Here is a 22,530-nt window from a genome sequence, read left to right on the forward strand (position 1 = left end):
ATGACAGATCAGAAGTCGTAGCGACCGGTAACGCCGAGGGTGCGCGGCGTACCGAGCAGGCCTTCATAACCGCCGTTGCCGCCGGTCCACAGGGTCGTGTAGTAGGTCTTGTCGAAGGCGTTTTTCAGCCACAGCGAAACGTCCCACTGGCCCTGATTGAAATCGCCGCGCAGACCGGTGGACAGGTTGACCACCGCATAACTCGGGATCTGCCCGTAGTCGGAATCCTCAACCGTGCCCACCGCTTTCGAGCGGAACGCGTAGCTGGCGGTGACGTAAGGTTCGAAGCCGTTGGCCAGATTCCATTTGTATTCACCGTTGGCGTTGCCGATCCATTTCGACGCGCCGACCACCTGGTGCCCGCTGAGGTCGCAAGAGGCCGGCGCGCCCGGTGCCTGGCTGATTTCCGGCGGGCACGGCGCATCTTTGTACGAGAGGTAGCTGACGTCGTTATACGAGCCGTTGAAGTTCAGGGTCAGGCCGCGCAACGGGATCACCGTGCTTTCGAATTCGACGCCACGTGAGCGCACCGAACCGGCGTTGGTCAGGTATTGCACGCGGTTGACGTCGTCGTAAGCGTTGGTCTGGTAGGCATTGACCTGAGTCCAGAAAACGTTGGCGTTGAGCTGCAGACGCCGATCCCACAGGGTGCTTTTGAAACCGAGTTCGGCGTTGTTCGCACGTTCGGTGCCAATCAGCAGCGAGTCAGCGCCAGCGGTTGGAGCAGACCCCACCGCGAGGTTCACCCCACCGGATTTTTCCCCGTGGGACAGCGTGGCATAGCCGAGCAGATCATCGGTGATGCGATAGCTGAGATTGAGCAATCCGGACGGGCTGGAGCTGTACTGATTGAGATCGCCGGAGTCGTAGGCGCCAGTGCGTCCGCGTCGTGCCGTGGCCGCTGCGCCGGTGACAGTGGCGCCACCGACCGGCGCATCGCGGGTGACCCAGGCATTCTTCTCTTCATAGGTGCCGCGCACGCCGGCGGTGAAATCCAGGCGTTCGGTAAGGTGCCAGGTGCCTTGGGCGAACAGGGCGAAGCTGTCGGTCTTGATGTGGCCGTTGCCGACGCTGCCGACGTTGGCCAGCGCACCCCGTGGTGTGCCGTTCCAGATGTCGGCCTGCGGGCCGTAATAGGCGAAGGATTTGTTGTCCAGATCCGAGCCGAAATAGTACGCGCCCACCACGTAATCGAAGAACTCGCCCTTGGGCGAGGCCAGACGAAATTCCTGCGAGTACTGTTTGTCTTCCACTGAGACCCCGGCGTTGTAGGTCGCCGCAACGTTGAGACCGTCGTCGTTGGCCGGGGTGAAATTCCAGAAGCGATAGGAGCTGATCGAGGTCAGGGTGAAATCGCTCGGCAGCGTCCAGTTGGCCTCCACCGACGTGCCGCCCTGATGCACGGTAACGTGCTGATCGTTGTCCAGATTGACCTTGCGGTGCGAGCCGTTGACCAGCGTCGCGCCGGCCGCATTGGCCCGCGATTGGTAGAGGTTGATGCCATTGATGGTCGGCCCGGTGTTGTACAGCACGCGGGTGCCGGCGCTGGAATCCTCTTCGTTGTAGTCGCCGATCCAGCGCAGGTTGAAGTCTTCGTTGGGCTTGAACAGCAACTGCGCACGGAAGCCATCGCGCGAGCCACCGTTCAGGTCATGGCCGTTGTATTCGTTCTTGATGTCGCCGTCGCTGCGGGTGCGATAGGCCGAAAAGCGTCCGGCCAGTTGATCGTTGAGCGGCCCGGAAATCGTGCCCTTGGTCTGGAAATAACCATCCTCGCCGAACGAGGTTTCGATGCTGCGCTCAGGGGTGAATGTCGGCGCGCGGGTGCTGATGTTGATCACCCCGGCGGTGGTGTTTTTGCCGAACAACGTGCCCTGCGGCCCGCGCAGGACTTCGAGCTGTTCGATGTCCATCAGGTCGAAAACCGCCATCCCCGGACGGCCCAGGTACACGTTGTCGATGTACAGACCGACACTGCCTTCCAGGCCATCACTGGCCGGGTTGTTGCCCAGGCCGCGAATCGACACGCTGGACTGACGCGCATGCATGTAGGCGACGTTGACGCTCGGCACCAGTTGCTGCAAATCCTGAATCCGGTAGACCCGCTGCGTCTCCAGATTCTGACCGCTGACCACGCTCATCGGCGTCGGCACGTCTTGCGAACTTTCTTCGCGCCGGCGGGTGGTAACGGTCACGGTTTCCAGCTGCGAGCTGTTGGCCGCGGGTTTACCGGCGGGAGCTGGCGGCGCGGTTTCGGCGTCGGCGGCGTAGCTGTGAGACCAGCTGGCACTCCCCGCCAGCAACAGGGCCAGAGGCAGGCGTTTGAGCCGTCGTGGCGTTAAGGGTGACGCAAGGTTCAACGGACTCATGGCGCGGCTCCTGGTCAAAAAATACACAGACATCTTCAGTGCTGCATATTCTTTTCAGTTATTTATTTATGGATTTACAAATATTTACTGCATAAGAGATTGCCTTTATAAGGAGTCGACCTAATGCATATCCAATGCATTTCCCGGATATTTTTTATGTGAAAAATGCATATCGACTTGCGCCAACTTCGACACTTCATCGCCCTCGCCGAACAACGCAGCTTCGTCGCCGGCGCGCAGGCGGTGAACCTGTCGCAGTCGGCGTTCAGCCGCAGCATTCAGGCGCTGGAACACAGCGTCGGCTGCCAGTTGATCGATCGCGGGCGCAAGGAACTGCCACCGACCAAGCAAGGCCAGGTGCTGCTCGAACATGCCCGGCGACTGGTCAGCGGCGCGCAGCAGATGGCCAACGAGATCAGTCAGTTCAATGGCCTGGAGGCCGGCGAACTGCGCTTCGGTTGCGGCCCCGCGCCGGCGGCCGGATTGATCCCCCGGGCGATCGGCGCGTTCATCGGCCGTTACCCGAAAGCGCGGGTGCAATTTCAGGTCGATGACTGGCAGAGCCTGAGCAAACGCCTGCTCAGTGAGGAGTTCGAATTCTTCGTCGCCGACACCCGGCACTTCGAGGCCGATCCGGATTACCTGACCCATCGATTGCGTCCGCGCAAATGGCATTTCTGTTGCCGTGCCGGGCATCCGCTGGCGACATTTGAGCGGGTCACCGCCGAGCAACTGATGAGTTATCCACTGGCGGTGAGCATTCGCCCGCCGAACCTGCGCAAGGTCATCGTCGACCTCAGCGGTCGCCCGGATTTCACCCCCAATGTCGAGTGCGAAAACAGCTCAAGCCTGCTCAGTGTGGTGCTGCGTTCGGATGCGATCGGCATCGTTGGCGCGTATTCCGATGCGCTGCATCAGGCCAAGGGTGAGCTGGTATGTTTGCGGATCGAAGGGTTGGCCGATGATCTGGAAGAGCTGTACACCCGCTACGGGATTGTCAGTCGGGCGGGGTATCGGTTGTCGCCGCTGGCCGAGGCGATGATTGAGCAGATCAAGGCGATTGATGCGGTGGGTGAGGAGGTTTGTTCACTCGAAAATTTAGCTGTCTGAGCTGCCGCTATCGCTGGCAAGCCAGCTCCCACAAAGTCCGGGTGTTCACATCATTTGTGCCCGGCGCAAATCCTGTGGGAGCTGGCTTGCCAGCGAAGGCGTCGCCAAAGGCACCGATGCAATCCCTGCATAAAACCCATTCCCCAAATGCACTTGCCGAACACCCCCGCCGAAAGCGACAACCCCACCTGTCTTTCTGACCGGTGAACCCCATGTCCAACCCGCAAAACCCCGTGCGCAATGTGCTGTACATCATGTGCGATCAGCTGCGCCGCGATTACCTGTCCTGCTATGGCCATCCGCATCTGCACACGCCGAACATCGATCGCCTGGCCGCCGCCGGCGTGCGCTTCAGCCGTGCCTACACCCAGGGCACGATTTGCGGGCCGTCGCGGATGTCGGCCTACACCGGGCGCTACGTCAGCAGCCATCAAGTGGCGTGGAACGCCGTGCCGTTGCCGCTGGAGGAACTGACGATCGGCGACTACCTGCGCCCCCACGGCATCCGCACTGCGCTGGTCGGCAAGACCCACGCCACCGCCAACGTCGATGCCTTGCAGCGCCTGGCGATCAACCCGGACAGCGCGCAGGCCGAAGTGCTCAACGAGGTCGGTTTCGAACCGTACTTTCGCCACGACGGAATTTTCCCCGACGACCCGCTGTTCGACGACAAGCGCGAAACCGCGCCCTACACCCATTACCTGCGCAAGCAGGGCTTCGACGGTCGCAACCCCTGGCACGACTGGGCCAACGCTGCCGAAGGCGAAAACGGCGAAATCCTCAGCGGCTGGCAGATGCGTCATGCGCATTTGCCAGCGCGAATTCCCGAGCAGTTCTCAGAGACTGTCTACACTACAAATCGAGCCATCGACTTCATCACCGAGCAAGGTGAGAAATCCTGGTGTTTACACCTCTCCTACATCAAACCGCACTGGCCCTATATCGTACCGGCGCCATACCACGCTTTGTACAGTACGAAATCGATTCTCGAAGCGGTCCGCGCGACGCCCTCCGAAGCCAGCAAACACCCCGTATACACGGCGTTTCGTCAACATGAGGAAAGCCTCAACTTCTCCCGTGATTCAGTACGATTGAATGTAATCCCCACCTACATGGGCCTGATCAAGCAGGTGGATGATCAACTCGGGCGGCTGTTCGATTTTCTGCAGAGCAACGGTCGCTGGGATGACACGCTGATCGTGTTCACCAGCGATCATGGCGACTTTCTTGGCGATCACTGGCTGGGCGAAAAGGAGTTTTTGCTGGAGCAAGCGGTTGGCGTGCCATTGATCGTGCGCGACCCGCGCGCCGCGGCGGACATCACCCGGGGTACGGTGGATGAGCGGCTGGCGGAAACCATTGATGCGTTGCCGACGTTTCTCCAGGCACTGGGCTTGCCGAAGGCCGAGCATCGGCTGGAAGGACGCTCGCTGATCCCGCTGCTGCACGGCGAAAATCCCGATTGGCGCCGCTACGCCATCAGCGAATACGACTACGCCTTCCAGGCGCCTGCGCGTGAGCGACTCGGTCAGCCGATCGACCGTTGCCGCATGACCATGGTGCGCAGCGAGCGCTGGAAATACCTGGCGTACGACGGTTTCCGGCCGCAACTGTTTGACCTGTTGAATGATCCGCAGGAATTGCGCGATCTGGGTGAGGATCCGGCGTACGCGGCGGTGCGCGAGGAGCATGCGGGGTATCTGTTTGAATGGGTGCGCGGATTGAAGCGGCGGACCACGATCAGTCATCAGGAGATTGATGTGCGTGGGCAGCGTTTTCGCTATGGCGAGCCGGAGACCGAGAAGGTCGTGCAAATCGGTGTGTGGTAGTTAAAAGCATCGCTGGCAAGCCAGCTCCCACAGGTTTTGCGTTGTTCACATCCTTTGTGTCCGACACAAATCTCTGTGGGAGCTGGCTTGCCAGCGATGGGGCCTTATCAAACGCCGACGATATCCGCGCCTTTAATGGTCTGACTACGCTGCCCCGAAGTCCCAACCGGCACTTCACCCTTGAGCGTCACCCGCCGCACGATGCGATCCTGAGTGCCGTAATCATCAATCGCATAATGCTGGGTCGAACGGTTATCCCAGATCGCCACATCGCCCGCCTTCCAGCGCCAGCGCACGATGTTTTCCTGACGGATCACATGGCTCTGCAACAGGCCGAACAAGTGCGCCGAATCGGCTTGCGAATAACCCTTGATACGTTTGACGAAGTGCCCCAGCAACAAGCTCTTCTCGCCGCTGATCGGGTGCACGCGGACCACCGGGTGCTCGGTCTCGTAAACAGTCGAAGTGAAGATCTTGCGATAGCGTTCAAGCTTCTCTGCCGAGACGTCCGGCTTGGCCCCAGCGTAGTCGTACTCGTTGCTGTGCACGGCGACCAGTTTGTCCGCCAGCTCACGCAGCTCCGTTGGCAGTTCGTTGTACGCGGTTGCGGTGTTGGCCCACAGGGTGTCGCCACCAAAGGCCGGGGCCACCACCGAGCGCAGGATCGAGGCTTTCGGGTAGGCGTCGACGAAGGTCACGTCGGTGTGCCAGGAGTTGGCGCGCTGGCCCTCGGCACCGTCCAGTTCCAGCAGATAACGCGTGCCCTCGCGCACCGGCACGGTGGGATGCGCCACAGGTTCGCCGAGCAGATGGGCGAAGGCTTCCTGGCGCTGATCGTCGAGCTGGGTCTGCTCGCGGAAGAACACCACCTTGTACTGAATCAGCGCCTGCTGAATGGCTTCGACCGTGGCGGCGTCCAGTTCTCCGGACAGGTGCACGCCACGAATCTCGGCGCCGATACGGCCGGCCACCGGATGGATTTCCAGCGCGTGGACAGCGGGTTTTACAGCGAGTGCGGCATTGCTCATGGGTAGACCCTCATCGACTGCTTGCGGTTGGACGGCAGCGAAGCATCGCTCTATCTATATTCCATTTACATCTAATAGATATTCACATGCTTCGTTGACGGAATAAGAGCTTGCATTTAAAACCTCAAGCAACCCTCGTCGCAAATGCCTTCGAGCTATTTTTAGGATGCCGGAAAAGCATATGGATCTTCGCCAGTTGCGCTACTTCATCGCCCTCAACGAACACCGCAGTTTTGTCCGTGCGGCGGACGCCATGGGCATCACCCAACCGGCATTCAGCCGCAGCATTCAAGGGCTGGAGCAGGAGTTCGGCTGCGTGCTGGTGGATCGCGGCAACAAGGATCTGCGCCCCACGCCCGAAGGCCAGGTGGTGCTGCAACACGCGCTGACCCTGGTGCAGGGCGCAGCGTTGCTCAGCGCGGAAGTGACGCAGATGACCAAGCTCGATGCCGGTGAACTGCACTTCGGCTGCGGCCCGGCCCCGGCGGTGAAACTGGTGCCGGATGCGGTGGCGCAATTCATCAACGCGCACCCGAAAGTGCGCACCTGTTTTCAGGTGGATAACTGGGAAAAACTCAGCCGCGCACTGAGCCGCGAAGAGATCGAATTCTTCATCGCCGACATCCGCCATTTCGAGGCCGATCCGAACTTCCAGACCCAGGCCCTGACACCCAAGCGCGGGGTGTTTTTCTGCCGCCCCGGGCATCCGTTGCTGGCCAAGGAAAGCCTGTCGACCAACGACATGTTCGACTATCCGCTGGCGACCACGCTGATCCCGCCGGGGATCCGCAAACTGCTGGCGAACCTCAGCGGCCGGATCGATTTTTCGCCGACCATCGAGACCGAGCATTTCCCGGCGCTGGTGAAGGTGGTGCTGCAATCCAATGCGATTGGCGTGGGCACGGAGGAGGCATTCGTCGAGGACATTGCCCAGGGTTCGCTGGCGCTGCTGCACTGGCGCAACCTGCCGCAGAATCTGGAGAGCATGAATGCGCGCTGCGGGATTGTCAGTCGCACAGGATTCCGCTTGTCGCCGGCAGCCAGAGCGATGATCGAGACGTTAGTGGCGGTGGATAAGCAGGCGATCAGCGTCGCGGTTTGAAGATCAAAGGATCGCAGCCTTCGGCAGCTCCTACAGGAGAACGCATTCCCCTGCAGGAGCTGCCGAAGGCTGCGATCTTTTTCTGTTAAAGCTTGGCCGCTGCCAACTCCGGCGCCACCCATTCACTGACCTTGAACGGTTTGCGAATCAGCTTCTGCTGCGCCGCCAGATCCACCGAGTCCTGCAATTTGCCGAGGAACACCGGGTCCAGCGTCGATGGGAACACTTCGCTGAGTTTCTGATCCTGCAGGTCCTGGGTCAGGATCACCGGTGGATAACTCGCCAGCCCGGACACCAGTTGCACGTAAGCGTCCTTGTTGCTGTCCTGGGTCAGCCATTCCACGGCCTGCTGCTGCGCCTTGAGCAGTTTTGCCACGACCTCCGGGTGCCCGTCGACAAACTTGCCGGTGCCGACCAGCACCGATTGCACACTGCCGGCGCCGCCCAGATCCTTGGTGCTGAGCGGCAACTCCGCCAGCCCTTTGGCTTGCAGCGCCGTCAGCCCTGAGCTGCCCCACGACGCGTCGATCTGCTTGGCCGCCAATGCCGCGACCGCGCCGCTGAAGTCGAGGTTGATCACTTTCAGATCCTTCTCGCTCAAGCCCTGGCTGGCCAGCGCCGCGTCAAACGACAGCTGCGTGGCGGTGCCACGGAAGATCGCTACGCGCTTGCCTTTCAGATCCTGCAGGGTCTTGATCCCCGACCCCGGCACCACGCCGAGATACTGCTTCACCCCACGCGCACTGGCGCTGAGCAAACGGGTGTCGAGTCCGTTGGATTTGCCGATGATCGCCGCCAGGTCGCCCAGATACGCCAGATCGACCTGACCGTTGGCAAACGCCTCGTTGATCACCGGCCCGGCGCCCTTGAAGAAGCTCCACTGAATCTTGATGCCCTGATCGGCGAAGGCTTTTTCGAAGATCTGCTGATCACGCAGCACGTCCACCACACCGCCGCCGCTGTGCTGGGTGCCGGCGCTCAGGTCGGGGACGGCGATCCTGATTTCCTTGAGTTCGTCGGCCTGCGCGGTAAACGCCAGCAGCCCCGCCAGCGCCGGGATGGCAAACAGGTTGAAGACACGTTTGAAGGGAAGGTTCATGGGTGCGGCTCCTTGATCACGACGGGCGTTGAGGAGCCGAAAGTAGGCCGAAGCACTACCTTCGCTTAAATACTATAAAAGAACATTTTTATAGCTTTTAACGCTAAGCGAGAAGTCACGCGGCTCGCAGCGGCGTATGCATTAACAGCATCGAAAATATTCTTCGAATGCATTGGATGCGCGTCGCCCTGCAGGCCTTAAATGGTCTGGCTTATCTCTTAATAGAATTGATTTTAATTTTTATAGATCGATTTTGCATACAACGCTAGCCAATTGTGGGAGCGGGCTTGCTCGCGAAGAGGCCGTGCCATTCACCATCATCGGTGCCTGACACTCCGTCTTCGTGAGCAAGCCCACTCCCACACAGGCACAGCGGTTCGCCATGCAATCCGACAACGGAGGTCACCCATGGCCCGTGATTCCCTGCTCAGCCTGCCGCTGCCCGCGCCGCCACTGAAAAATCGGCGGCAGTGGCCCAGCCTGAATCAACGTCTGTTGCCCTGGCTGCTGCCGATCAGCCTGTTCGCCCTGTGGTGGCTGGCCGCGCGCAATCAGTGGATGAGCGAACAGATCCTGCCGGCACCATCGCTGGTGTGGAACAGCGCCATCGAATTGTCCCATGGCGAGCTGTGGAGTCATTTGTGGATCAGCCTGCAACGCCTGCTCTGGGGCCTGCTCGCCGGGATTTCGGCGGGTGCGGTGCTCGGCGCTGCTCTGGGATTCAGTCGGCGTCTGGAACGTTTGATTTTCCCGACGTTCGCAGGTCTCGCGCAGGTGCCGACACTGGCGTGGATCCCGCTGTTCATGGTGTTTTTCGGCATTGGCGAAGTGTTGAAACTGGTGGTGCTGATCAAGGCCATCGTGGTGCCGGTGACTCTGCACACCTTGGTTGGTGTGCGTGATGCGCAGCCGAAACTGCGCGAAGCCGCTGCCGTGTTGCGCCTTCCTCCCTACTTGCTGATCCGGCGTCTGGTGTTGCCGGCCGCGCTGCCGGCGTTCATGGCCGGCGTGCGTCTGTCCCTGGCCGCTGGCTGGACTTCCTTGCTGGCGGTGGAGCTGCTGGCGTCCAGCGAAGGCATCGGTTACCTGATGGTCTGGGCGCGGCAATTGTTCATGCTCGACATCGTGTTCGTGTGCATCGCAGTCATCGGCCTGCTCGGCGTGGCGATGGATCGCGGTATCGGTTGGCTCGACCGCAAACTGGTGCACTGGCCGCACCCGGCGACTGCGGAAATCCGCCGTGGCCCGCGTTATGAAGGCTGGCAGCGAGTGCAACCGTGGCTGGTGCCGCTGGGCATGATCGGTGTGTGGCAAGTGGCGAGCGATCAGCAATGGATCGACGCCAACATCCTGGTCAGCCCGCTGGCAGTCTTGCAAACGGCAAAAAACGGTCTGCTCGATGGCACGCTGATCAGCGGCATGGCCCTGAGCCTCGGCCGCACTCTTGGCGGTCTGTTACTGGGTGGCGGCCTCGGTTTCGCCCTTGGCTTGCTGCTGGGTCTGTCGAAGATCAGCGAACGGCTGCTCGGCCCGACCCTCGCCGCCATTCGCCAGATCGCGATTTTCGCCTGGGTGCCGCTGCTCACTGCGTGGTTCGGTCTGGGTGAATTATCGAAGTGGGTATTCGTCGCCCTCGCCGCGTTCTTTCCGGTGTTCATCGCCACTCAGCGCAGCGTCGCCAACCTCTCGCCACAGCTCAACGAAGCCGCGCAGGTGCTGCGCCTGAGCCTCGGCCAACGCCTGCGCCGTCTGGTGCTGCCGGGTGCGGCGCCGGGGATTTTCGCCGGGCTGCGCCTGAGCCTGATCTACGCCTGGCTCGGCACCATCGGCGCCGAATACTTCATGCCATCCAACGGCGGCATCGGCAGCCAGATGATCGGCGCCCAACAACTGCTGCGCATGGACCTGATCATGGCCGGGATGCTGCTGGTCGGCCTCACCGGCGCCCTGCTCAACCTCATCGGCCAACGCCTGGAAATTCGCGCCACTCGCTGGAGACACGCATGAACGCACCGATTGTCAGCTTCACCCACGTAGGCAAATCCTTCGACGTCGACGGTTTCGAACTGGAGGCGATTCGCGAATTCAACCTCGACATCGCCGAAGGCGAATTCGTCGCCATTGTCGGTTCCAGCGGCTGCGGCAAATCCACTCTGCTTCGTCTGCTGGTCGGCCTCGACACGCAGTTTCGCGGGCAGATCAGCGTCGATGGCAAAGCCGTCAGCGGCATTGGCGGCGAGCGCGGCATCGTGTTTCAGGAGCACCGTTTGTTCCCATGGCTGACGGTGGCCGACAACATCGGTCTGGGCCTGGTCAACGAGCCGCTGAGCACCGCCGAAAAGCAGCAGCGCATCAACGATTTCATCGATCTGGTCGGCCTGCGCGATTTCACCCGCGCCTATCCGCATCAGCTCTCCGGTGGCATGGCCCAGCGCGTGGCGATTGCTCGAGGACTGGTCGCCAGTCCACGGATTCTGTTGCTCGACGAACCATTCGGCGCGCTCGACGCACTGACCCGCCAGCAGATGCAGGACGAGCTGCTGGCGATCCGTGACCGGGCAAAAATCACCACCATTCTGGTCACCCACGATGTGGAAGAAGCGATCTTCCTCGCCGACCGCGTAGTGGTGATGGAGCCGCGTCCGGGACGGATCAAGCAGGTGGTCGACATTGCCCTGCCGCACCCGCGTCAGCGCAGCAGTTTCGACTTCCATCAGTTGCGCGAAGAACTGCTGCACGAACTGACCAGCGACGACCATTACCAACCGAGCCTGCCAGTGCAGATCCGCGATCTGCCGCTGTCGTTCATTGCCTATTGAGAGGAGCTTTATCGATGCCGCAACGCCCCAACTTTCTGGTGATTCTGGCCGATGACCTCGGCTTCTCCGACCTCGGCGCCTTCGGTGGCGAAATCGCCACACCGAACCTGGATGCTTTGGCCAGCAACGGCCTGCGCCTGACCGATTTCCACACCGCACCGACCTGCTCGCCAACCCGTTCGATGCTGCTGACCGGCACCGATCACCACATCGCCGGCATCGGCACCATGGCCGAAGCGCTGACTCCGGAACTGATTGGCAAACCGGGTTACGAGGGTTATCTCAACGACCGCGTCGTGGCGTTGCCCGAACTGCTGCGCGAGGCCGGTTACCAGACGTTGATGAGCGGCAAATGGCATCTGGGCCTGACGGCTGAACTGGCGCCGCAGGCCCGCGGTTTCGAGCGTTCGTTCTCGTTGCTGCCGGGGGCGGCCAACCACTACGGCTTCGAACCGATCTACGACGAACACACCCCGGGCCTGCTGAAATCGACCCCGGCGCTGTACATCGAAGACGACACTTTTATTGATGAACTGCCCAAGGATTTCTACTCGTCGGACGCCTTCGGCGACAAGCTGCTGCAGTACCTCAAGGAGCGCGATCAGAGCCGGCCATTCTTCGCCTATCTGCCGTTCTCCGCACCACACTGGCCGTTGCAGGCACCGGCCGAGGTGGTCGAAAAATACCGTGGCCGTTACGACGCCGGCCCCGAAGCCCTGCGCCTGGAACGCCTGGAAAAACTCAAGGCGCTGGGGCTGATCGAGCCGGATGTCGAGCCGCATCCGCTGATTCAACTGAACACGCAATGGGCTGCGCTGAGCGATGAGCAGCGACAGATTTCCGCGCGGGCGATGGAGGTCTACGCAGCGATGGTCGAGCGCATGGACTGGAACATCGGCCGGGTGGTCGATTACCTGCGCCAGCAGGGACAGCTCGATAACACCTTCATCCTGTTCATGTCCGATAACGGCGCCGAAGGCGCGCTGCTGGAAGCGTTCCCCAAGTTCGGACCGGAACTGCTGACCTACCTGAATCAGCATTACGACAACAGCCTGGACAACATCGGCCGCGCCAATTCCTACGTCTGGTATGGGCCGAGCTGGGCGCAGGTGGCGACGGCGCCGTCACGGCTGTTCAAGGCGTTTACCACCGAAGGCGGGATCCGTGTGCCGGCGCTGCTGCACTACCCGCAATTGCCAATCAAAGGGCAGATCAGCCATGGCTTCGGCACGGTGATGGACATCACTCCGACGATTCTCGATCTGGCGGGTATGCGCCATCCGGGCAAACAGTGGCACGGCAAACCGGTGGCGCCGTTGCGTGGCAAATCGTGGTTGGGCTTTTTGTCCGGCGAGACGGCGCAGGTGCATGATGAGCACACCGTTACTGGCTGGGAATTGTTTGGTCGCCGGGCGATTCGCCAAGGGTCGTGGAAAGCGGTGTGGATCCCCGGGCCGGTGGGTCCGGCGACCTGGCAGCTTTATGACCTGAGCAGTGATCCGGGGGAGATTCATGATCTGGCGGCGAGTCAGCCGGACGAGCTCAACAACTTGATCGGGCACTGGCAGCAGTATGTGGAGGAGACTGGTGTGATTCTCAGTGCCTCGCCGTTTCAGCCGGATTGATGTTGTCTGATCCGGTGCCTTCGCGAGCAAGCCCGCTCCCACAGTTGAAATGCGTTCCCCTGTGGGAGCGGGCTTGCTCGCGAAGAGGCCCGCAAATTCACCATCAAGCCTGAGCCGTACGCGCCTCCTCCGCTACCACTTCATCCCTGCGGACAAACCGGTTAGCCCGCCCAAACGTGCCGAAATCATTGAACCGCACGCCCATCTCGCGCATCACCTTGTGCGCCACCGGCACGGTCAGCTGCCGGATGTAAAACGGCTCCTTCACCACAAAATGGTGAATCCCGTGGCTGCTGCCGAAGTTGAAGCAGAACGCCTGCAGCGGCCATAACCACCACGGGTTCAACACCTGGCATTGCTGCAGCACGTTGCCTGCTTCGATGTCGCCGTAGTAGTGCATGTTCGAGCTGATGAAATGCAGGCAAAAGGTGCGCAGCACGTTCGGGCCGATAATCACCACCGCTGCGATGTCAATGATATGCATCACTGACAGCATGTTAGCTGACCATTCGATCGGCGAACCCATCAGGTAGGCAATACCGTTCGCCGCATGGAAACCGAGGAACACGTACCACGCACCCCAGTGCACCAGCGCCAGCGGCGCATAGACTTTCAGTGTACGTTTGATGATGCTGAACTTGTGCGCCCAGGTCTTGGCCCTAAGCATGCGGATGAACGCCGACATCACGTTGTCACCGACCATCAGCAACCGCGCAAACCCCCAAGGCTCACCGTTGGTGATCGCGCGTTCTTCCATATCGGTTTCAGTGCCGGAGACCTTGTGATGATTGAGGTGCAGATGGCGGCGGATCCACGGGTTGATCGTGCTCGGCCGCGCCAGCCACACCAGGCCCATCATCAGGTTATGCGGCACGCGTTGTTTACGGAAATACATGCTGTGGATCAGGTCGTGCTCCAGCTCATGGGTCAGCGAAGCGAAAAATGCGTTGAGCAACAGGCACACCCACCAGGCCATGTGGCCCGTGATGTACAACGTCGCCGAACCGATCATCCCGGCCAAAGCAAAGGCCAGAATGCCCGCACCGAGGGCGTCCTGATGCTGCAGGATCGGGTAACGCTCACGCAGTTCGACGCCCTTGGCCAGCACCACTTCGCGAATATGCGCTGATCGCTGGACAGCATTGTGTCGCTGGGGACTTGCAGAAGTACGGTCCATGCTTCCATCCTCTGTTTATTGATGTTCGCATCCTGCCTTGCCAATGCTTTAGTGGTGGTAGCCGTGAACGCCAACCTGTTGACCGGAAGCGCCAATCAGCATGAAGGAACCGACCTCTCTCGCCAGCTGGACCCGTGCCTTGCGTAAGCAACTCGATGCGCTGGGGCTGGACAGTATCGGCCTGTGCCAGCAGGCCGGGCTCGATCCGCAACTGATGGACGACCCGAACGCGCGGTATCCGTTGTCCGGTACCACGCGCCTGTGGGAACTGGCGGTGCAGTTCAGCGGTGATCCGGCCATCGGCCTGCGGGTCTCGCGCTTCGTCAGCCCGACCACGTTCCATGCGCTCGGTTATGCGCTGGTGGCCAGCGGCAGCCTGCGCGAGGTGTTCGAACGCATCGTGCGTTATCACCCGGTGGTCAGCGATGCGCTGGAGCTGGAACTGAGCCGCCACGACGACCGCTATCAATTCCGTCTGAAAATTCCGTCAGGTAATCCCGCGCCAGCCTTTGAAGCCATCGATGCCTTTGCCGCGATCTACGTGCGCACCTGCCGCAATCGCCTGGGTCGCGATTACGCGCCGTTGGCGGTGTACCTGCGCCGCCCGGAACCGTCCGATGCACATCAATGGCACAAGGTGTTCCGCGCGCCCGTGCATTTCTCCTCCCCTGAAGATCGCCTGGAGTTCGCCCTCGCCGACTTCGACAGCCACCTGGACGACGCCAACCCGGAACTGGCCGAACACAACGAAGCGGTGCTCAAGCGCACCCTGGCCCAGCTCAAACCGCTGACCTGGGAGCGCAAGGTGCGCGACGCCATTGAGGAACAACTGCCCGAAGGCGAACCCAGCGCCGAACGCATCGCCCAGGCCTTGCACCTGAGCTTGCGCAGCCTGCAACGGCACTTGGCGGATGAGGGCTGTCGCTTCGACACGCTGCTCAACGAGAGCCGCGAGAATCTGGCACTGCTGCACCTGCGCGATCCGCAGTGTTCGCTGAGTGAAGTCAGTTACCTGCTGGGATTTGCCGACACCAGCAGCTTCAGCCGCGCGTTCAAGCGCTGGACCGGAATGACGCCGGGGCAGTTTCGCGATCAGCTGCGCTGAACATCAGCCCTTGATCAAGCTGCGTTGCAGGCCGGAAGTCCACTGTTCGATCATTGCCTCGCCCACTTCGGCAAACTCGGGATGCTTGCGACTGTATTCGGCCATTTCCTCCATCGCCATCTGCATGCCATGAGCCACTTGTTGCAGTAATTCGTTGCAACGCGCCTCGGTCAGGTTGCATGCCGTACGACCGAACCGCACCAGCATCTTGTACTTGGGCCAGGCTTTTGAACCGCCCAGCAGCAGCGCCATGCTGTCGCTCTTGATATAAACCGACGTTGTGATGATGTCGTACGCCGGCGCGAGCCTGACGGATGACTGCTCTGCACAATCTTCGTAAAGCACGCCGAAGTTCTTCAGATGCGCATCACCGTTTTTCAGCCCCGCGGACAACGCGACAATCTTGAAAAACGCTTCCAGGGCAGAGCCCAGCAACTGCGGCGAAACGAATGCCTTGATCTGCCGCGCGGCACCTTCATAGGAACCGTCGTATTTGGCCTTCGACGGCCACCCGTTCAGTACACAGAAATCTTCGAAACCCAGGTACCCCGAATCGCTCAGGTCAAAACGCTCGACCACCAGAAATTTGCCGCGCTCGCTGAGCTCGAATGTTGGCACTTCAAGACCGCAGTGCTGCGCCGCCCGCATACAGAAATATTCGTTGGTTGCCAGCTGCGGATACTCTTCGGCGCGAAAGGCCTTGACCAGATGAGTCGCCCCCCGATGAGTCAGGCGATCAATCGCCGCAGCGCTGTCACGCACCAGCACTTTGGGCTGCACGCCAGACACTCCGGAATACTGACCGTAGGTCTGTAACAGATCTTCGAACAGCCCCTGGGCACCATCGTGCACCAGCAGATCGCTGAGGGATGTTGCCGGAGGCTGATCAGTCGCCGGTGCGCTGGCAATTGCCAGACGGCCGAGCTGATGAGGCCCGACGATAGCCAACAAAGCAAAATCATCGAAGCCACGCACGGCTTTACTGAAGCGTCGCATCAACTCCTCACGCAGCGCGCCTTCGGGCAGGTTCATCTCGAAGACGGGGTGAATGCCATGTTCCCAGCCATAGCTGTCCAGGCGAGTGGGCATCGTCAGCGATACCGCGTTGTCGGCGCTGGCATCTTCGCGATAACTGAACACACTGTCGTCGCGAACCTGCCCGCGCCCCAGCGTCCCGACCACCTGTTCACCCACACGGATGTGCAACCTGTCCGGCGTTTCAGTCATGGAAATTCACTTTTTGCAGAGTGTCGAGGGTTGGGCGATTGGACTTGCGGGGAACGGCAACCAGCTCGTAACCGAAGCCGTTGAGTATCGCCTCAACCTTGCGCAGGCCGATTTCAGAGACCGTGTTGTTTTCGATCCCCGAGATGGTGGCGCGGCTCATGCCGTATTGTTGAGCCAGTGCCTGCTGAGAGAGTTTGCGCGCCTTGCGCAAGCTTCTGATCACTTCGCCGATCTGTTCCATTGCGCAAACCTGCACTGTTTACGATGCATTTATAGATAAGTAAATGAAATGCATCACATGCGATGCACTAGTCACCAAACTCTAGCTGAGTTTCAGAATACTTGCACGGCGCATCATTGGCTCAGGACAAAACCCAACTCAAACACTGTGCCACTCGCATTACTGCTCACCCTGACCTGCCCGCCATGCAACTGCATGATCGACTGCACAATCGCCAGCCCCAGCCCACCGGAATCTCCAGGCTGTGCCCGTGAAGGGTCGACGCGATAGAAGCGATCGAACAGTTTGCCCAGATGCTCTGGCGCGATGATCGGGCCGTGGTTGTGGACCTGCAGCCAGCACACGCCCGGCTCATCGTGGCGGCGCAGGCTGATCAGCGTGCCTTCATCGGCGTGGCGCACCGCGTTGGCCAGCAGATTACCGACGGCGCGCTGCAGCAGTTGCTGGTCGGCCAGCAGTTCGCCGTGCAGTGCATTTTCCAGACGGATATTGCGGTCGTCCGCCAGCGCTTCGAAGTAATCGCACAACTCGCTGCCGGCGCTGTGCAGCTCCAGCGTGCGCAAGTCCAGCGCCCGTTCCGCCTGTTCGGCGCGGGCGAGGAACATCAGGTTCTCGGCCATGCGTTTGAGGCGTTCGAACTCTTCCATGTTCGAGGCCAGCAATTCCTGATACTCCGCCGTGCTGCGCGGGTGATTCAGCGCCTGGCCGTTGCTGGCGAGCAAGGTGTGCAGCGGGGTGCGGATCTCGTGAGCCAGATCGGCAGAAAACTGCGACAGCCGCTGCACGCTGTCGTCCAGCCGCGCGAGCATGCCGTTGAGCGCCTGCACCGGTTCGAGCAGTTCGACGGGGGTGCCGCTGGCGAGCAGGCGCTGGTCGAGGCTGCGCAGATCAATGCCGCGCACCGCCGCGCTTAACTGGCGCAACGGTTGCAGACCACGGCGCAGCAAAACCAGCCCCAGCGCGAACGCCAGCAACGCGCCAAGCCCGACGGCTAGGTACAGGCGCAAGCGATAACTGGCGAGCATCTGTTCACGTTCAGTAAGCACCTTGCCGGCGATCACGGTGAGCGGTTCGCCGTTCGGCCCTTGAGCGTCACCGGCCAACAGCGCCAGCTCGGCGCCGTCAGGCGCCTGCCAGGTCAGCACATCGCGACGCTGCGGCGTTTGCTCGCGTGCGATCGCGTTCATTCGTGGCAGCTCGCGCTGACGCGGGTTGATCGCGATCACGTTCGAGCCATCGGCCCGCCGCACCAACAGCAGGCTATCGAGGTTACCGAGCATGTTCTGATACAGCCGTGGCCGCGCCTGCAAGGCGCCGAGGCTGTCGCTGTCGGCAAGTAAGGCGCGCACTTGCTCCAGGCGGCCAAGCAACGCCAAGTCATCCCGATAGGCGATCTCCGAGTCGAGCGAGCGGTAGAGAAACAAACCGATCGCACTCAACACCAACGCGCAGACCACGGCGAACGCCAGCGCCAGACGCCAGGCGATCGACCTAGACCGCATCGTCGGGCGCCTCCAGCTGATAGCCGACCCCGCGCACGGTGTGGATCAGTTTCGGCATGTACGGATCATCGACCTTGGCCCGCAGGCGGCGCACCGCGACTTCGACCATATTGGTATCGCTGTCGAAATTGAGGTTCCACACCTGCGAGGCGATCAGCGTGCGCGACAGCACTTCGCCCTGACGGCTGGCGAGCAGTTGCAGCAGGGCGAATTCCTTGTTGGTCAGGGCGATGCGCTGGCCGCCGCGACTGACCCGACGCCGTAGCACGTCAATCTCGAGGTCGGCGATGCTGTAGGACTCGGCCTCGCGCAGCGGCCCGCGCCGCAGCAGCGTACGCACCCGCGCGAGCAGTTCGGCGAAGGCGAAGGGCTTGAGCAGATAATCATCGGCGCCGAGTTCGAGGCCGCGCACGCGGTCTTCGATGGCGTCCTTGGCGGTCAGGAACAACACCGGGGTGGCGCCGCGCTGGCGGATCAGTTGCAGCAGTTGCCAGCCATTGAGGCCCGGCAGCATCACGTCGAGGATGATCAGGTCGTAGGCCTGCTGCTCGATGAAATAGCGCCCATCGAGGCCATTGAGCGCCACGTCCACGGCAAATCCCGATTCGCCCAGGCCTTTGGCCAGGAAATTCGCGGTTTTGGCTTCATCTTCTACGACCAGCAAACGCATGGCACACCTCGATTGATCAGGCACACAGGCTAGGCGCCTTCGGCGGCGTTGCCCATTACAAACTTGTAATCGGACTGACGGGGTTCTGACGAAGAGCGGCGATTAAGGTGACGACCTTAGCTTTTGGAGCCTGTCCATGACCGTCAAATACCTCGCAGCCAGTCTCGCCCTCGGCCTCAGCGCCAGCGCCAGCGCTTTCGCCGCCCCTGAATTGCCGCGCCACGCTGACCTGGATCTGAAAACCGCACGCCTGCTGGCCGACTCGGCACTGAGCAATTGCAGCGGTACGGTGTCGGTGCTTGACCGTGGCGGCAATCTGCTGGTGACCCTGCGCGGCGACGGCATCGGCCCGCACAACACCGCTGCCAGCCAGCGCAAGGCCTACACCGCGCTGTCGACGAAAACCCCGACCCGGCTGTTCGCCGAGCGCGCCCGCAGCAACCCGGAAACCGCCAACCTCAACACCCTTGATGAGCTGCTGTTGCTCGGCGGCGGTATTCCTTTGTTCGTCGCTGATGAACTGGTCGGCGCCATGGGTGTGGCCGGATCCGGCGGCGGCGAGCAGGACGAAAACTGTGCCATCAAAGCCGCCGAAAAGGCCGGCCTGACCCTCACCCGTTCCCAATAAGGAGACTGACCATGACCAGCCTGCGCATGACCTTCGCCGCACTCGGCCTGAGTGCCTTCTCCAGCCTGGCGCTGGCCGCCGGTAATCCACTGAGCGTGCACGTGCTCAATCTGGAAAACGGCCTGCCGTCTCCCGGAATCAACGTGACCCTGGAAAAACACGTCGGCCAGAACTGGCAGCCACTGGCCCAGGGCACCACCAACGAACAGGGACGCATCGCCGAACTGTTCCCGGCCAAACAGCCCTTCGAGGCGGGTGAATACCGGGTGGTGTTCAAGACCGGCGAGTATTTCGAGAAGAACAAGCGCGAAACGTTTTTCCCGGAGATTCCGGTGATTTTCCAAGTGAAGCAGACGGACCAGCACTACCACATCCCGCTGCTGCTCAGCCCTTATGGGTTCTCGACCTATCGCGGTTCGTAAGCCGCACTCCTTCAGGTTCTGTGATTTGGCTGAGAACCCTGTGGGAGCTGGCTTGCCAGCGATGGCGTCAGTTCAACAAACACGCATGTCGACTGATGCACCGCAATCGCTGGCAAGCCAGCTCCCACAGTGGAACGGTGTGAGTTTTCAGAGCGTGGCAAGGGCACGCAGCCGCTCGGCATCGAGAATCTCGATCTCGCCATACCCCAGCCCGATAATCCCCTGCCCCTGCAGATCCTTGAGGATCTGGTTGGTGGTCTGGCGTGACAGCGACAGCATCGACGCCAACTGCTCTTGCGGCAGTTGCAGCACACGGCGCGGCGGGTCGAGTTCGCCGTAGCCTTCGGCGATCATCAACAAACGATGGGCCAGACGCGCCGGGGCCGGTAGCAGACTGAGCTGTTCGAGGTTGATGAAGGTCAGGCGCAATTTCTGGCTCATCAGCAATGCCAGATGCCGCCAGTACACCGGCTGTTCATCGAGGATTTTCAGCAGCGTGGCCTGCGGGATATTCAGCAGGGTGCACGGCCCGACCGCATAAGCATCGTGAGTGCGTGGCTGGCCGTCGAACAGGCAGATTTCGCCGAACCAGTGCGGCGCCTCCACCAGGCTCAGCAGCGCCTCCTTGCCCTGCTCGCTCACCGCCCCGATCCGGATCGCCCCATCGAGCACCGCGTACAACCCGCACGGCGCATCGCCACGCTGAAACAACCGCTGCCCCGCCGTCAGCCGCCGCTCCCGGGCCGCCGCCAGCAGACTATCCTGAAAGGATGTTGGCAGATGACTGAACCATTGCCCGGTCATCAGCTGTAAACGCTTATCCATGATCACTCCCAATTGTCGCCTGCCTGACAGAGCGAACGCCGAACCCGGGGCATGCTGCTCTCACCCTACAGGAGGAACAACAATGAAAAGCCTCGTCGATCATTTGAGTCAATACGCCGCCTACCACCGCGACCCGCGCAACATCGCCAGCCACTTTATCGGCATTCCGCTGATTGTGGTGGCGGTGGCGGTTTTGTTGTCGCGGCCAGAATGGACGCTGGGCGACGTGTGGCTATCGCCGGCGGTGCTGCTGGCGCTGGCCTCGGCGTGGTTCTACCTGCGCCTGGAAGTGAAGCTCGGCGTGCTGATGACGGTGCTGATGGGCCTGGCGGTCTGGGCCGGACATGCGCTGGCGCAGCAGAGCACCATGGTCTGGCTCAGCAGCGGGTTGGCGATGTTTGTGATCGGCTGGGTGATCCAGTTTGTCGGGCACCACTACGAGGGGCGCAAACCGGCGTTTGTCGATGACGTGAGCGGGCTGATTGTCGGGCCGCTGTTTGTGGTGGCCGAATTGGCGTTCCTGCTCGGCATGCGGCATGAGTTGAAAGAGCAGATCGAGGCGCGGGCGGGGGTGGTGCGGGTCAATCCGAATCGCAAAGCAGCGGCTTAGGCCGCTTGAAAGATCGCAGCCTGCGGCAGCTCCTACATTGGAATGCATTTCCTGTAGGAGCTGCCGCAGGCTGCGATCTTGTGCTTTTAGAGGCCGGCGACTTTCTGCCAGACCTTCGGCTTGAAGAACAGGGTTTCACCCTTGGCCAGTCCGATCAGGCTGTCGTGATCCTTCACCACTTCCGCCTCGATCAGATCCGTCTGCCCTTCGACCTTCAACGTCACCCGCGTGGTCGCGCCCAATGGGCGAATATCACGCACTTCAGCGGCGTGGTGATCTTCCAGCTCATGCTTGGACAACGACACTTCGTGCGGACGGAACAGCACGTGGTTGTCGTCGCTGAGCAGCAAGCGGTTCGAGTCGCCGAGGAAGTGATAAACGAAATCGCTGGCCGGGTTTTCGTAGACGTCGCCCGGCGAGCCGATCTGCTCGATCACGCCCTTGTTCATCACCACGATGCGGTCGGCGACTTCCATCGCTTCTTCCTGGTCGTGGGTCACGAACACCGAAGTCAGGTTGATGTCTTCGTGCAGCCGTGCGAGCCAGCGGCGCAGCTCTTTACGCACCTTGGCGTCGAGAGCGCCGAACGGCTCGTCGAGCAGCAGCACCTTCGGTTCCACCGCCAACGCGCGCGCGAGAGCGATACGCTGACGCTGACCGCCGGAGAGTTGCTCCGGGTAGCGATCCGACAGCCAGTCCAGCTGCACCATGTTCAGCAGCTCATGCACCTTGGTGGCGATCTGGCTTTCACTCGGGCGCTGGTTTTTCGGTTTCATGCGCAGGCCGAATGCGACGTTGTCGAATACCGTCATGTGGCGGAACAAGGCGTAGTGCTGGAACACGAAACCAACGTTGCGATCACGCACGTCGTGGCCGGAGACGTCTTCGCCGTGAAACACAATGTTGCCCTGATCCGGAGTTTCCAGGCCGGCAATAATGCGCAGCAAGGTGGTCTTGCCGCAGCCGGACGGGCCGAGCAACGCCACCAGTTCACCGCTGTGGATGTCCAGGCTGATGTTGTCCAGCGCCTTGAACGCATTGAAATTCTTGCTGACGTTACGCACTTCGATCGACATGAATTATTCCTCCTCGGCGATGGCGCGCAGGCGGTAGATACGGTTTTAGCTCCACTGCTTGAGCAG

20 protein-coding genes are annotated in these 22,530 nt (G+C 61.1%); 10 read left to right on the plus strand and 10 right to left on the minus strand.

The annotated features are described in order from the left end of the window. Window positions 1-8: 8 nt before the first annotated feature. Complete coding sequence (locus ACIP8I_RS08250) at window positions 9-2,369, minus strand: TonB-dependent receptor (RefSeq protein ID WP_400760119.1); 2,361 nt, start codon at window positions 2,367-2,369, stop codon at window positions 9-11. Between the two features lie 165 nt (window positions 2,370-2,534). Between ACIP8I_RS08250 and ACIP8I_RS08255 the strand changes: the two genes are divergently transcribed. Beyond that, window positions 2,535-3,479 carry a LysR family transcriptional regulator gene (locus tag ACIP8I_RS08255; RefSeq protein ID WP_400760122.1) on the plus strand — a complete coding sequence of 315 codons (945 nt, stop codon included), beginning with the start codon at window positions 2,535-2,537 and terminating at the stop codon, window positions 3,477-3,479. 212 nt (window positions 3,480-3,691) lie between these two features. Beyond that, complete coding sequence (locus ACIP8I_RS08260; protein WP_400760124.1) at window positions 3,692-5,308, plus strand: alkaline phosphatase family protein; 1,617 nt, start codon at window positions 3,692-3,694, stop codon at window positions 5,306-5,308. A 107-nt stretch (window positions 5,309-5,415) separates the two neighbouring features. On the opposite strand, the gene ACIP8I_RS08265 is transcribed toward ACIP8I_RS08260, so the two are convergent. Beyond that, window positions 5,416-6,336: a TauD/TfdA dioxygenase family protein gene (locus tag ACIP8I_RS08265; protein WP_400760126.1), complete on the minus strand. Its 921-nt coding sequence runs from the start codon at window positions 6,334-6,336 to the stop codon at window positions 5,416-5,418. A 181-nt stretch (window positions 6,337-6,517) separates the two neighbouring features. Between ACIP8I_RS08265 and ACIP8I_RS08270 the strand changes: the two genes are divergently transcribed. After that, window positions 6,518-7,438, plus strand: a complete 921-nt coding sequence (locus ACIP8I_RS08270) for a LysR family transcriptional regulator (protein ID WP_367082431.1) — start codon at window positions 6,518-6,520, stop codon at window positions 7,436-7,438. 85 nt (window positions 7,439-7,523) lie between these two features. Here the strand turns inward: ACIP8I_RS08270 and ACIP8I_RS08275 are convergent, their stop codons facing one another. Continuing rightward, window positions 7,524-8,537: an ABC transporter substrate-binding protein gene (locus ACIP8I_RS08275; RefSeq protein WP_400760128.1), complete on the minus strand. Its 1,014-nt coding sequence runs from the start codon at window positions 8,535-8,537 to the stop codon at window positions 7,524-7,526. Between the two features lie 408 nt (window positions 8,538-8,945). On the opposite strand from ACIP8I_RS08275, the gene ACIP8I_RS08280 reads away from it, so the two are divergent. The 3 genes from ACIP8I_RS08280 to ACIP8I_RS08290 are packed head-to-tail and all read left to right on the plus strand — an operon-like array spanning window position 8,946 to window position 12,981. Beyond that, window positions 8,946-10,544 (plus strand): ABC transporter permease, encoded by a 1,599-nt coding sequence (locus ACIP8I_RS08280; RefSeq protein ID WP_400760130.1) that lies wholly within the window; start codon window positions 8,946-8,948, stop codon window positions 10,542-10,544. Continuing rightward, complete coding sequence (locus tag ACIP8I_RS08285; RefSeq protein ID WP_400760132.1) at window positions 10,541-11,356, plus strand: ABC transporter ATP-binding protein; 816 nt, start codon at window positions 10,541-10,543, stop codon at window positions 11,354-11,356. Before ACIP8I_RS08280 ends, ACIP8I_RS08285 begins: the two co-directional genes overlap by 4 nt. A 14-nt stretch (window positions 11,357-11,370) precedes the next feature. Further along, the gene (locus ACIP8I_RS08290; protein WP_400760134.1) at window positions 11,371-12,981 is read left to right on the plus strand and encodes an arylsulfatase; all 1,611 of its coding nucleotides are present in this window, start codon (window positions 11,371-11,373) and stop codon (window positions 12,979-12,981) included. 103 nt (window positions 12,982-13,084) lie between these two features. On the opposite strand, the gene ACIP8I_RS08295 is transcribed toward ACIP8I_RS08290, so the two are convergent. Further along, window positions 13,085-14,158, minus strand: a complete 1,074-nt coding sequence (locus tag ACIP8I_RS08295) for a fatty acid desaturase (protein WP_400760137.1) — start codon at window positions 14,156-14,158, stop codon at window positions 13,085-13,087. A 100-nt stretch (window positions 14,159-14,258) separates the two neighbouring features. On the opposite strand from ACIP8I_RS08295, the gene ACIP8I_RS08300 reads away from it, so the two are divergent. After that, entirely contained in the window at window positions 14,259-15,263 is a 1,005-nt protein-coding gene (locus ACIP8I_RS08300) for an AraC family transcriptional regulator (RefSeq protein WP_108592360.1), read from the plus strand. Between the two features lie 3 nt (window positions 15,264-15,266). Here ACIP8I_RS08300 and ACIP8I_RS08305 read toward each other — a convergent pair whose 3' ends face one another. From ACIP8I_RS08305 to ACIP8I_RS08320, 4 genes are all read right to left on the minus strand, one after another. After that, window positions 15,267-16,490 carry a type II toxin-antitoxin system HipA family toxin gene (locus tag ACIP8I_RS08305; protein ID WP_400760139.1) on the minus strand — a complete coding sequence of 408 codons (1,224 nt, stop codon included), beginning with the start codon at window positions 16,488-16,490 and terminating at the stop codon, window positions 15,267-15,269. Then, on the minus strand, window positions 16,483-16,731 hold the full coding sequence (locus tag ACIP8I_RS08310; protein WP_007963482.1) for a helix-turn-helix domain-containing protein: 249 nt from the start codon (window positions 16,729-16,731) through the stop codon (window positions 16,483-16,485). The genes ACIP8I_RS08305 and ACIP8I_RS08310 overlap by 8 nt, the downstream gene beginning before the upstream one ends. Window positions 16,732-16,844: 113 nt before the next feature. Beyond that, window positions 16,845-18,233, minus strand: coding sequence for a heavy metal sensor histidine kinase (locus ACIP8I_RS08315; protein WP_400760142.1), 1,389 nt, complete (start codon window positions 18,231-18,233; stop codon window positions 16,845-16,847). After that, on the minus strand, window positions 18,223-18,903 hold the full coding sequence (locus ACIP8I_RS08320) for a heavy metal response regulator transcription factor (RefSeq protein WP_047290769.1): 681 nt from the start codon (window positions 18,901-18,903) through the stop codon (window positions 18,223-18,225). Before ACIP8I_RS08320 ends, ACIP8I_RS08315 begins: the two co-directional genes overlap by 11 nt. 136 nt (window positions 18,904-19,039) lie before the next feature. Here ACIP8I_RS08320 and ACIP8I_RS08325 point away from each other — a divergent pair, with 136 nt between their 5' ends. Both ACIP8I_RS08325 and uraH read left to right on the plus strand, forming a co-directional pair. Continuing rightward, the gene (locus ACIP8I_RS08325) at window positions 19,040-19,531 is read left to right on the plus strand and encodes a heme-binding protein (protein WP_400760144.1); all 492 of its coding nucleotides are present in this window, start codon (window positions 19,040-19,042) and stop codon (window positions 19,529-19,531) included. A gap of 11 nt (window positions 19,532-19,542) precedes the next feature. Next, the gene (gene uraH / locus ACIP8I_RS08330; protein WP_400760146.1) at window positions 19,543-19,953 is read left to right on the plus strand and encodes a hydroxyisourate hydrolase; all 411 of its coding nucleotides are present in this window, start codon (window positions 19,543-19,545) and stop codon (window positions 19,951-19,953) included. A 147-nt stretch (window positions 19,954-20,100) separates the two neighbouring features. Here uraH and ACIP8I_RS08335 read toward each other — a convergent pair whose 3' ends face one another. Next, entirely contained in the window at window positions 20,101-20,778 is a 678-nt protein-coding gene (locus ACIP8I_RS08335; protein ID WP_400760148.1) for a Crp/Fnr family transcriptional regulator, read from the minus strand. An 82-nt stretch (window positions 20,779-20,860) separates the two neighbouring features. On the opposite strand from ACIP8I_RS08335, the gene ACIP8I_RS08340 reads away from it, so the two are divergent. Next, window positions 20,861-21,388: a DUF962 domain-containing protein gene (locus ACIP8I_RS08340; protein WP_400760150.1), complete on the plus strand. Its 528-nt coding sequence runs from the start codon at window positions 20,861-20,863 to the stop codon at window positions 21,386-21,388. An 86-nt stretch (window positions 21,389-21,474) separates the two neighbouring features. On the opposite strand, the gene ACIP8I_RS08345 is transcribed toward ACIP8I_RS08340, so the two are convergent. Next, window positions 21,475-22,464 carry a sulfate/molybdate ABC transporter ATP-binding protein gene (locus ACIP8I_RS08345; RefSeq protein WP_025113397.1) on the minus strand — a complete coding sequence of 330 codons (990 nt, stop codon included), beginning with the start codon at window positions 22,462-22,464 and terminating at the stop codon, window positions 21,475-21,477. Between the last annotated feature and the right edge of the window lie 66 nt (window positions 22,465-22,530).

Source organism: Pseudomonas sp. NPDC088414 (genome assembly GCF_044753325.1).
Classification (GTDB): domain Bacteria; phylum Pseudomonadota; class Gammaproteobacteria; order Pseudomonadales; family Pseudomonadaceae; genus Aquipseudomonas.

What these genes read in the sequence shown, in the direction of transcription:
- ACIP8I_RS08250 (WP_400760119.1), bottom strand. Translation starts at nt 2,369, where the DNA reads ATGAGTCCGTTGAACCTTGCGTCACCCTTAACGCCACGACGGCTCAAA.
- ACIP8I_RS08255 (WP_400760122.1), top strand. Translation starts at nt 2,535, where the DNA reads ATGCATATCGACTTGCGCCAACTTCGACACTTCATCGCCCTCGCCGAA.
- ACIP8I_RS08260 (WP_400760124.1), top strand. Translation starts at nt 3,692, where the DNA reads ATGTCCAACCCGCAAAACCCCGTGCGCAATGTGCTGTACATCATGTGC.
- ACIP8I_RS08265 (WP_400760126.1), bottom strand. Translation starts at nt 6,336, where the DNA reads ATGAGCAATGCCGCACTCGCTGTAAAACCCGCTGTCCACGCGCTGGAA.
- ACIP8I_RS08270 (WP_367082431.1), top strand. Translation starts at nt 6,518, where the DNA reads ATGGATCTTCGCCAGTTGCGCTACTTCATCGCCCTCAACGAACACCGC.
- ACIP8I_RS08275 (WP_400760128.1), bottom strand. Translation starts at nt 8,537, where the DNA reads ATGAACCTTCCCTTCAAACGTGTCTTCAACCTGTTTGCCATCCCGGCG.
- ACIP8I_RS08280 (WP_400760130.1), top strand. Translation starts at nt 8,946, where the DNA reads ATGGCCCGTGATTCCCTGCTCAGCCTGCCGCTGCCCGCGCCGCCACTG.
- ACIP8I_RS08285 (WP_400760132.1), top strand. Translation starts at nt 10,541, where the DNA reads ATGAACGCACCGATTGTCAGCTTCACCCACGTAGGCAAATCCTTCGAC.
- ACIP8I_RS08290 (WP_400760134.1), top strand. Translation starts at nt 11,371, where the DNA reads ATGCCGCAACGCCCCAACTTTCTGGTGATTCTGGCCGATGACCTCGGC.
- ACIP8I_RS08295 (WP_400760137.1), bottom strand. Translation starts at nt 14,158, where the DNA reads ATGGACCGTACTTCTGCAAGTCCCCAGCGACACAATGCTGTCCAGCGA.
- ACIP8I_RS08300 (WP_108592360.1), top strand. Translation starts at nt 14,259, where the DNA reads ATGAAGGAACCGACCTCTCTCGCCAGCTGGACCCGTGCCTTGCGTAAG.
- ACIP8I_RS08305 (WP_400760139.1), bottom strand. Translation starts at nt 16,490, where the DNA reads ATGACTGAAACGCCGGACAGGTTGCACATCCGTGTGGGTGAACAGGTG.
- ACIP8I_RS08310 (WP_007963482.1), bottom strand. Translation starts at nt 16,731, where the DNA reads ATGGAACAGATCGGCGAAGTGATCAGAAGCTTGCGCAAGGCGCGCAAA.
- ACIP8I_RS08315 (WP_400760142.1), bottom strand. Translation starts at nt 18,233, where the DNA reads ATGCGGTCTAGGTCGATCGCCTGGCGTCTGGCGCTGGCGTTCGCCGTG.
- ACIP8I_RS08320 (WP_047290769.1), bottom strand. Translation starts at nt 18,903, where the DNA reads ATGCGTTTGCTGGTCGTAGAAGATGAAGCCAAAACCGCGAATTTCCTG.
- ACIP8I_RS08325 (WP_400760144.1), top strand. Translation starts at nt 19,040, where the DNA reads ATGACCGTCAAATACCTCGCAGCCAGTCTCGCCCTCGGCCTCAGCGCC.
- uraH (WP_400760146.1), top strand. Translation starts at nt 19,543, where the DNA reads ATGACCAGCCTGCGCATGACCTTCGCCGCACTCGGCCTGAGTGCCTTC.
- ACIP8I_RS08335 (WP_400760148.1), bottom strand. Translation starts at nt 20,778, where the DNA reads ATGGATAAGCGTTTACAGCTGATGACCGGGCAATGGTTCAGTCATCTG.
- ACIP8I_RS08340 (WP_400760150.1), top strand. Translation starts at nt 20,861, where the DNA reads ATGAAAAGCCTCGTCGATCATTTGAGTCAATACGCCGCCTACCACCGC.
- ACIP8I_RS08345 (WP_025113397.1), bottom strand. Translation starts at nt 22,464, where the DNA reads ATGTCGATCGAAGTGCGTAACGTCAGCAAGAATTTCAATGCGTTCAAG.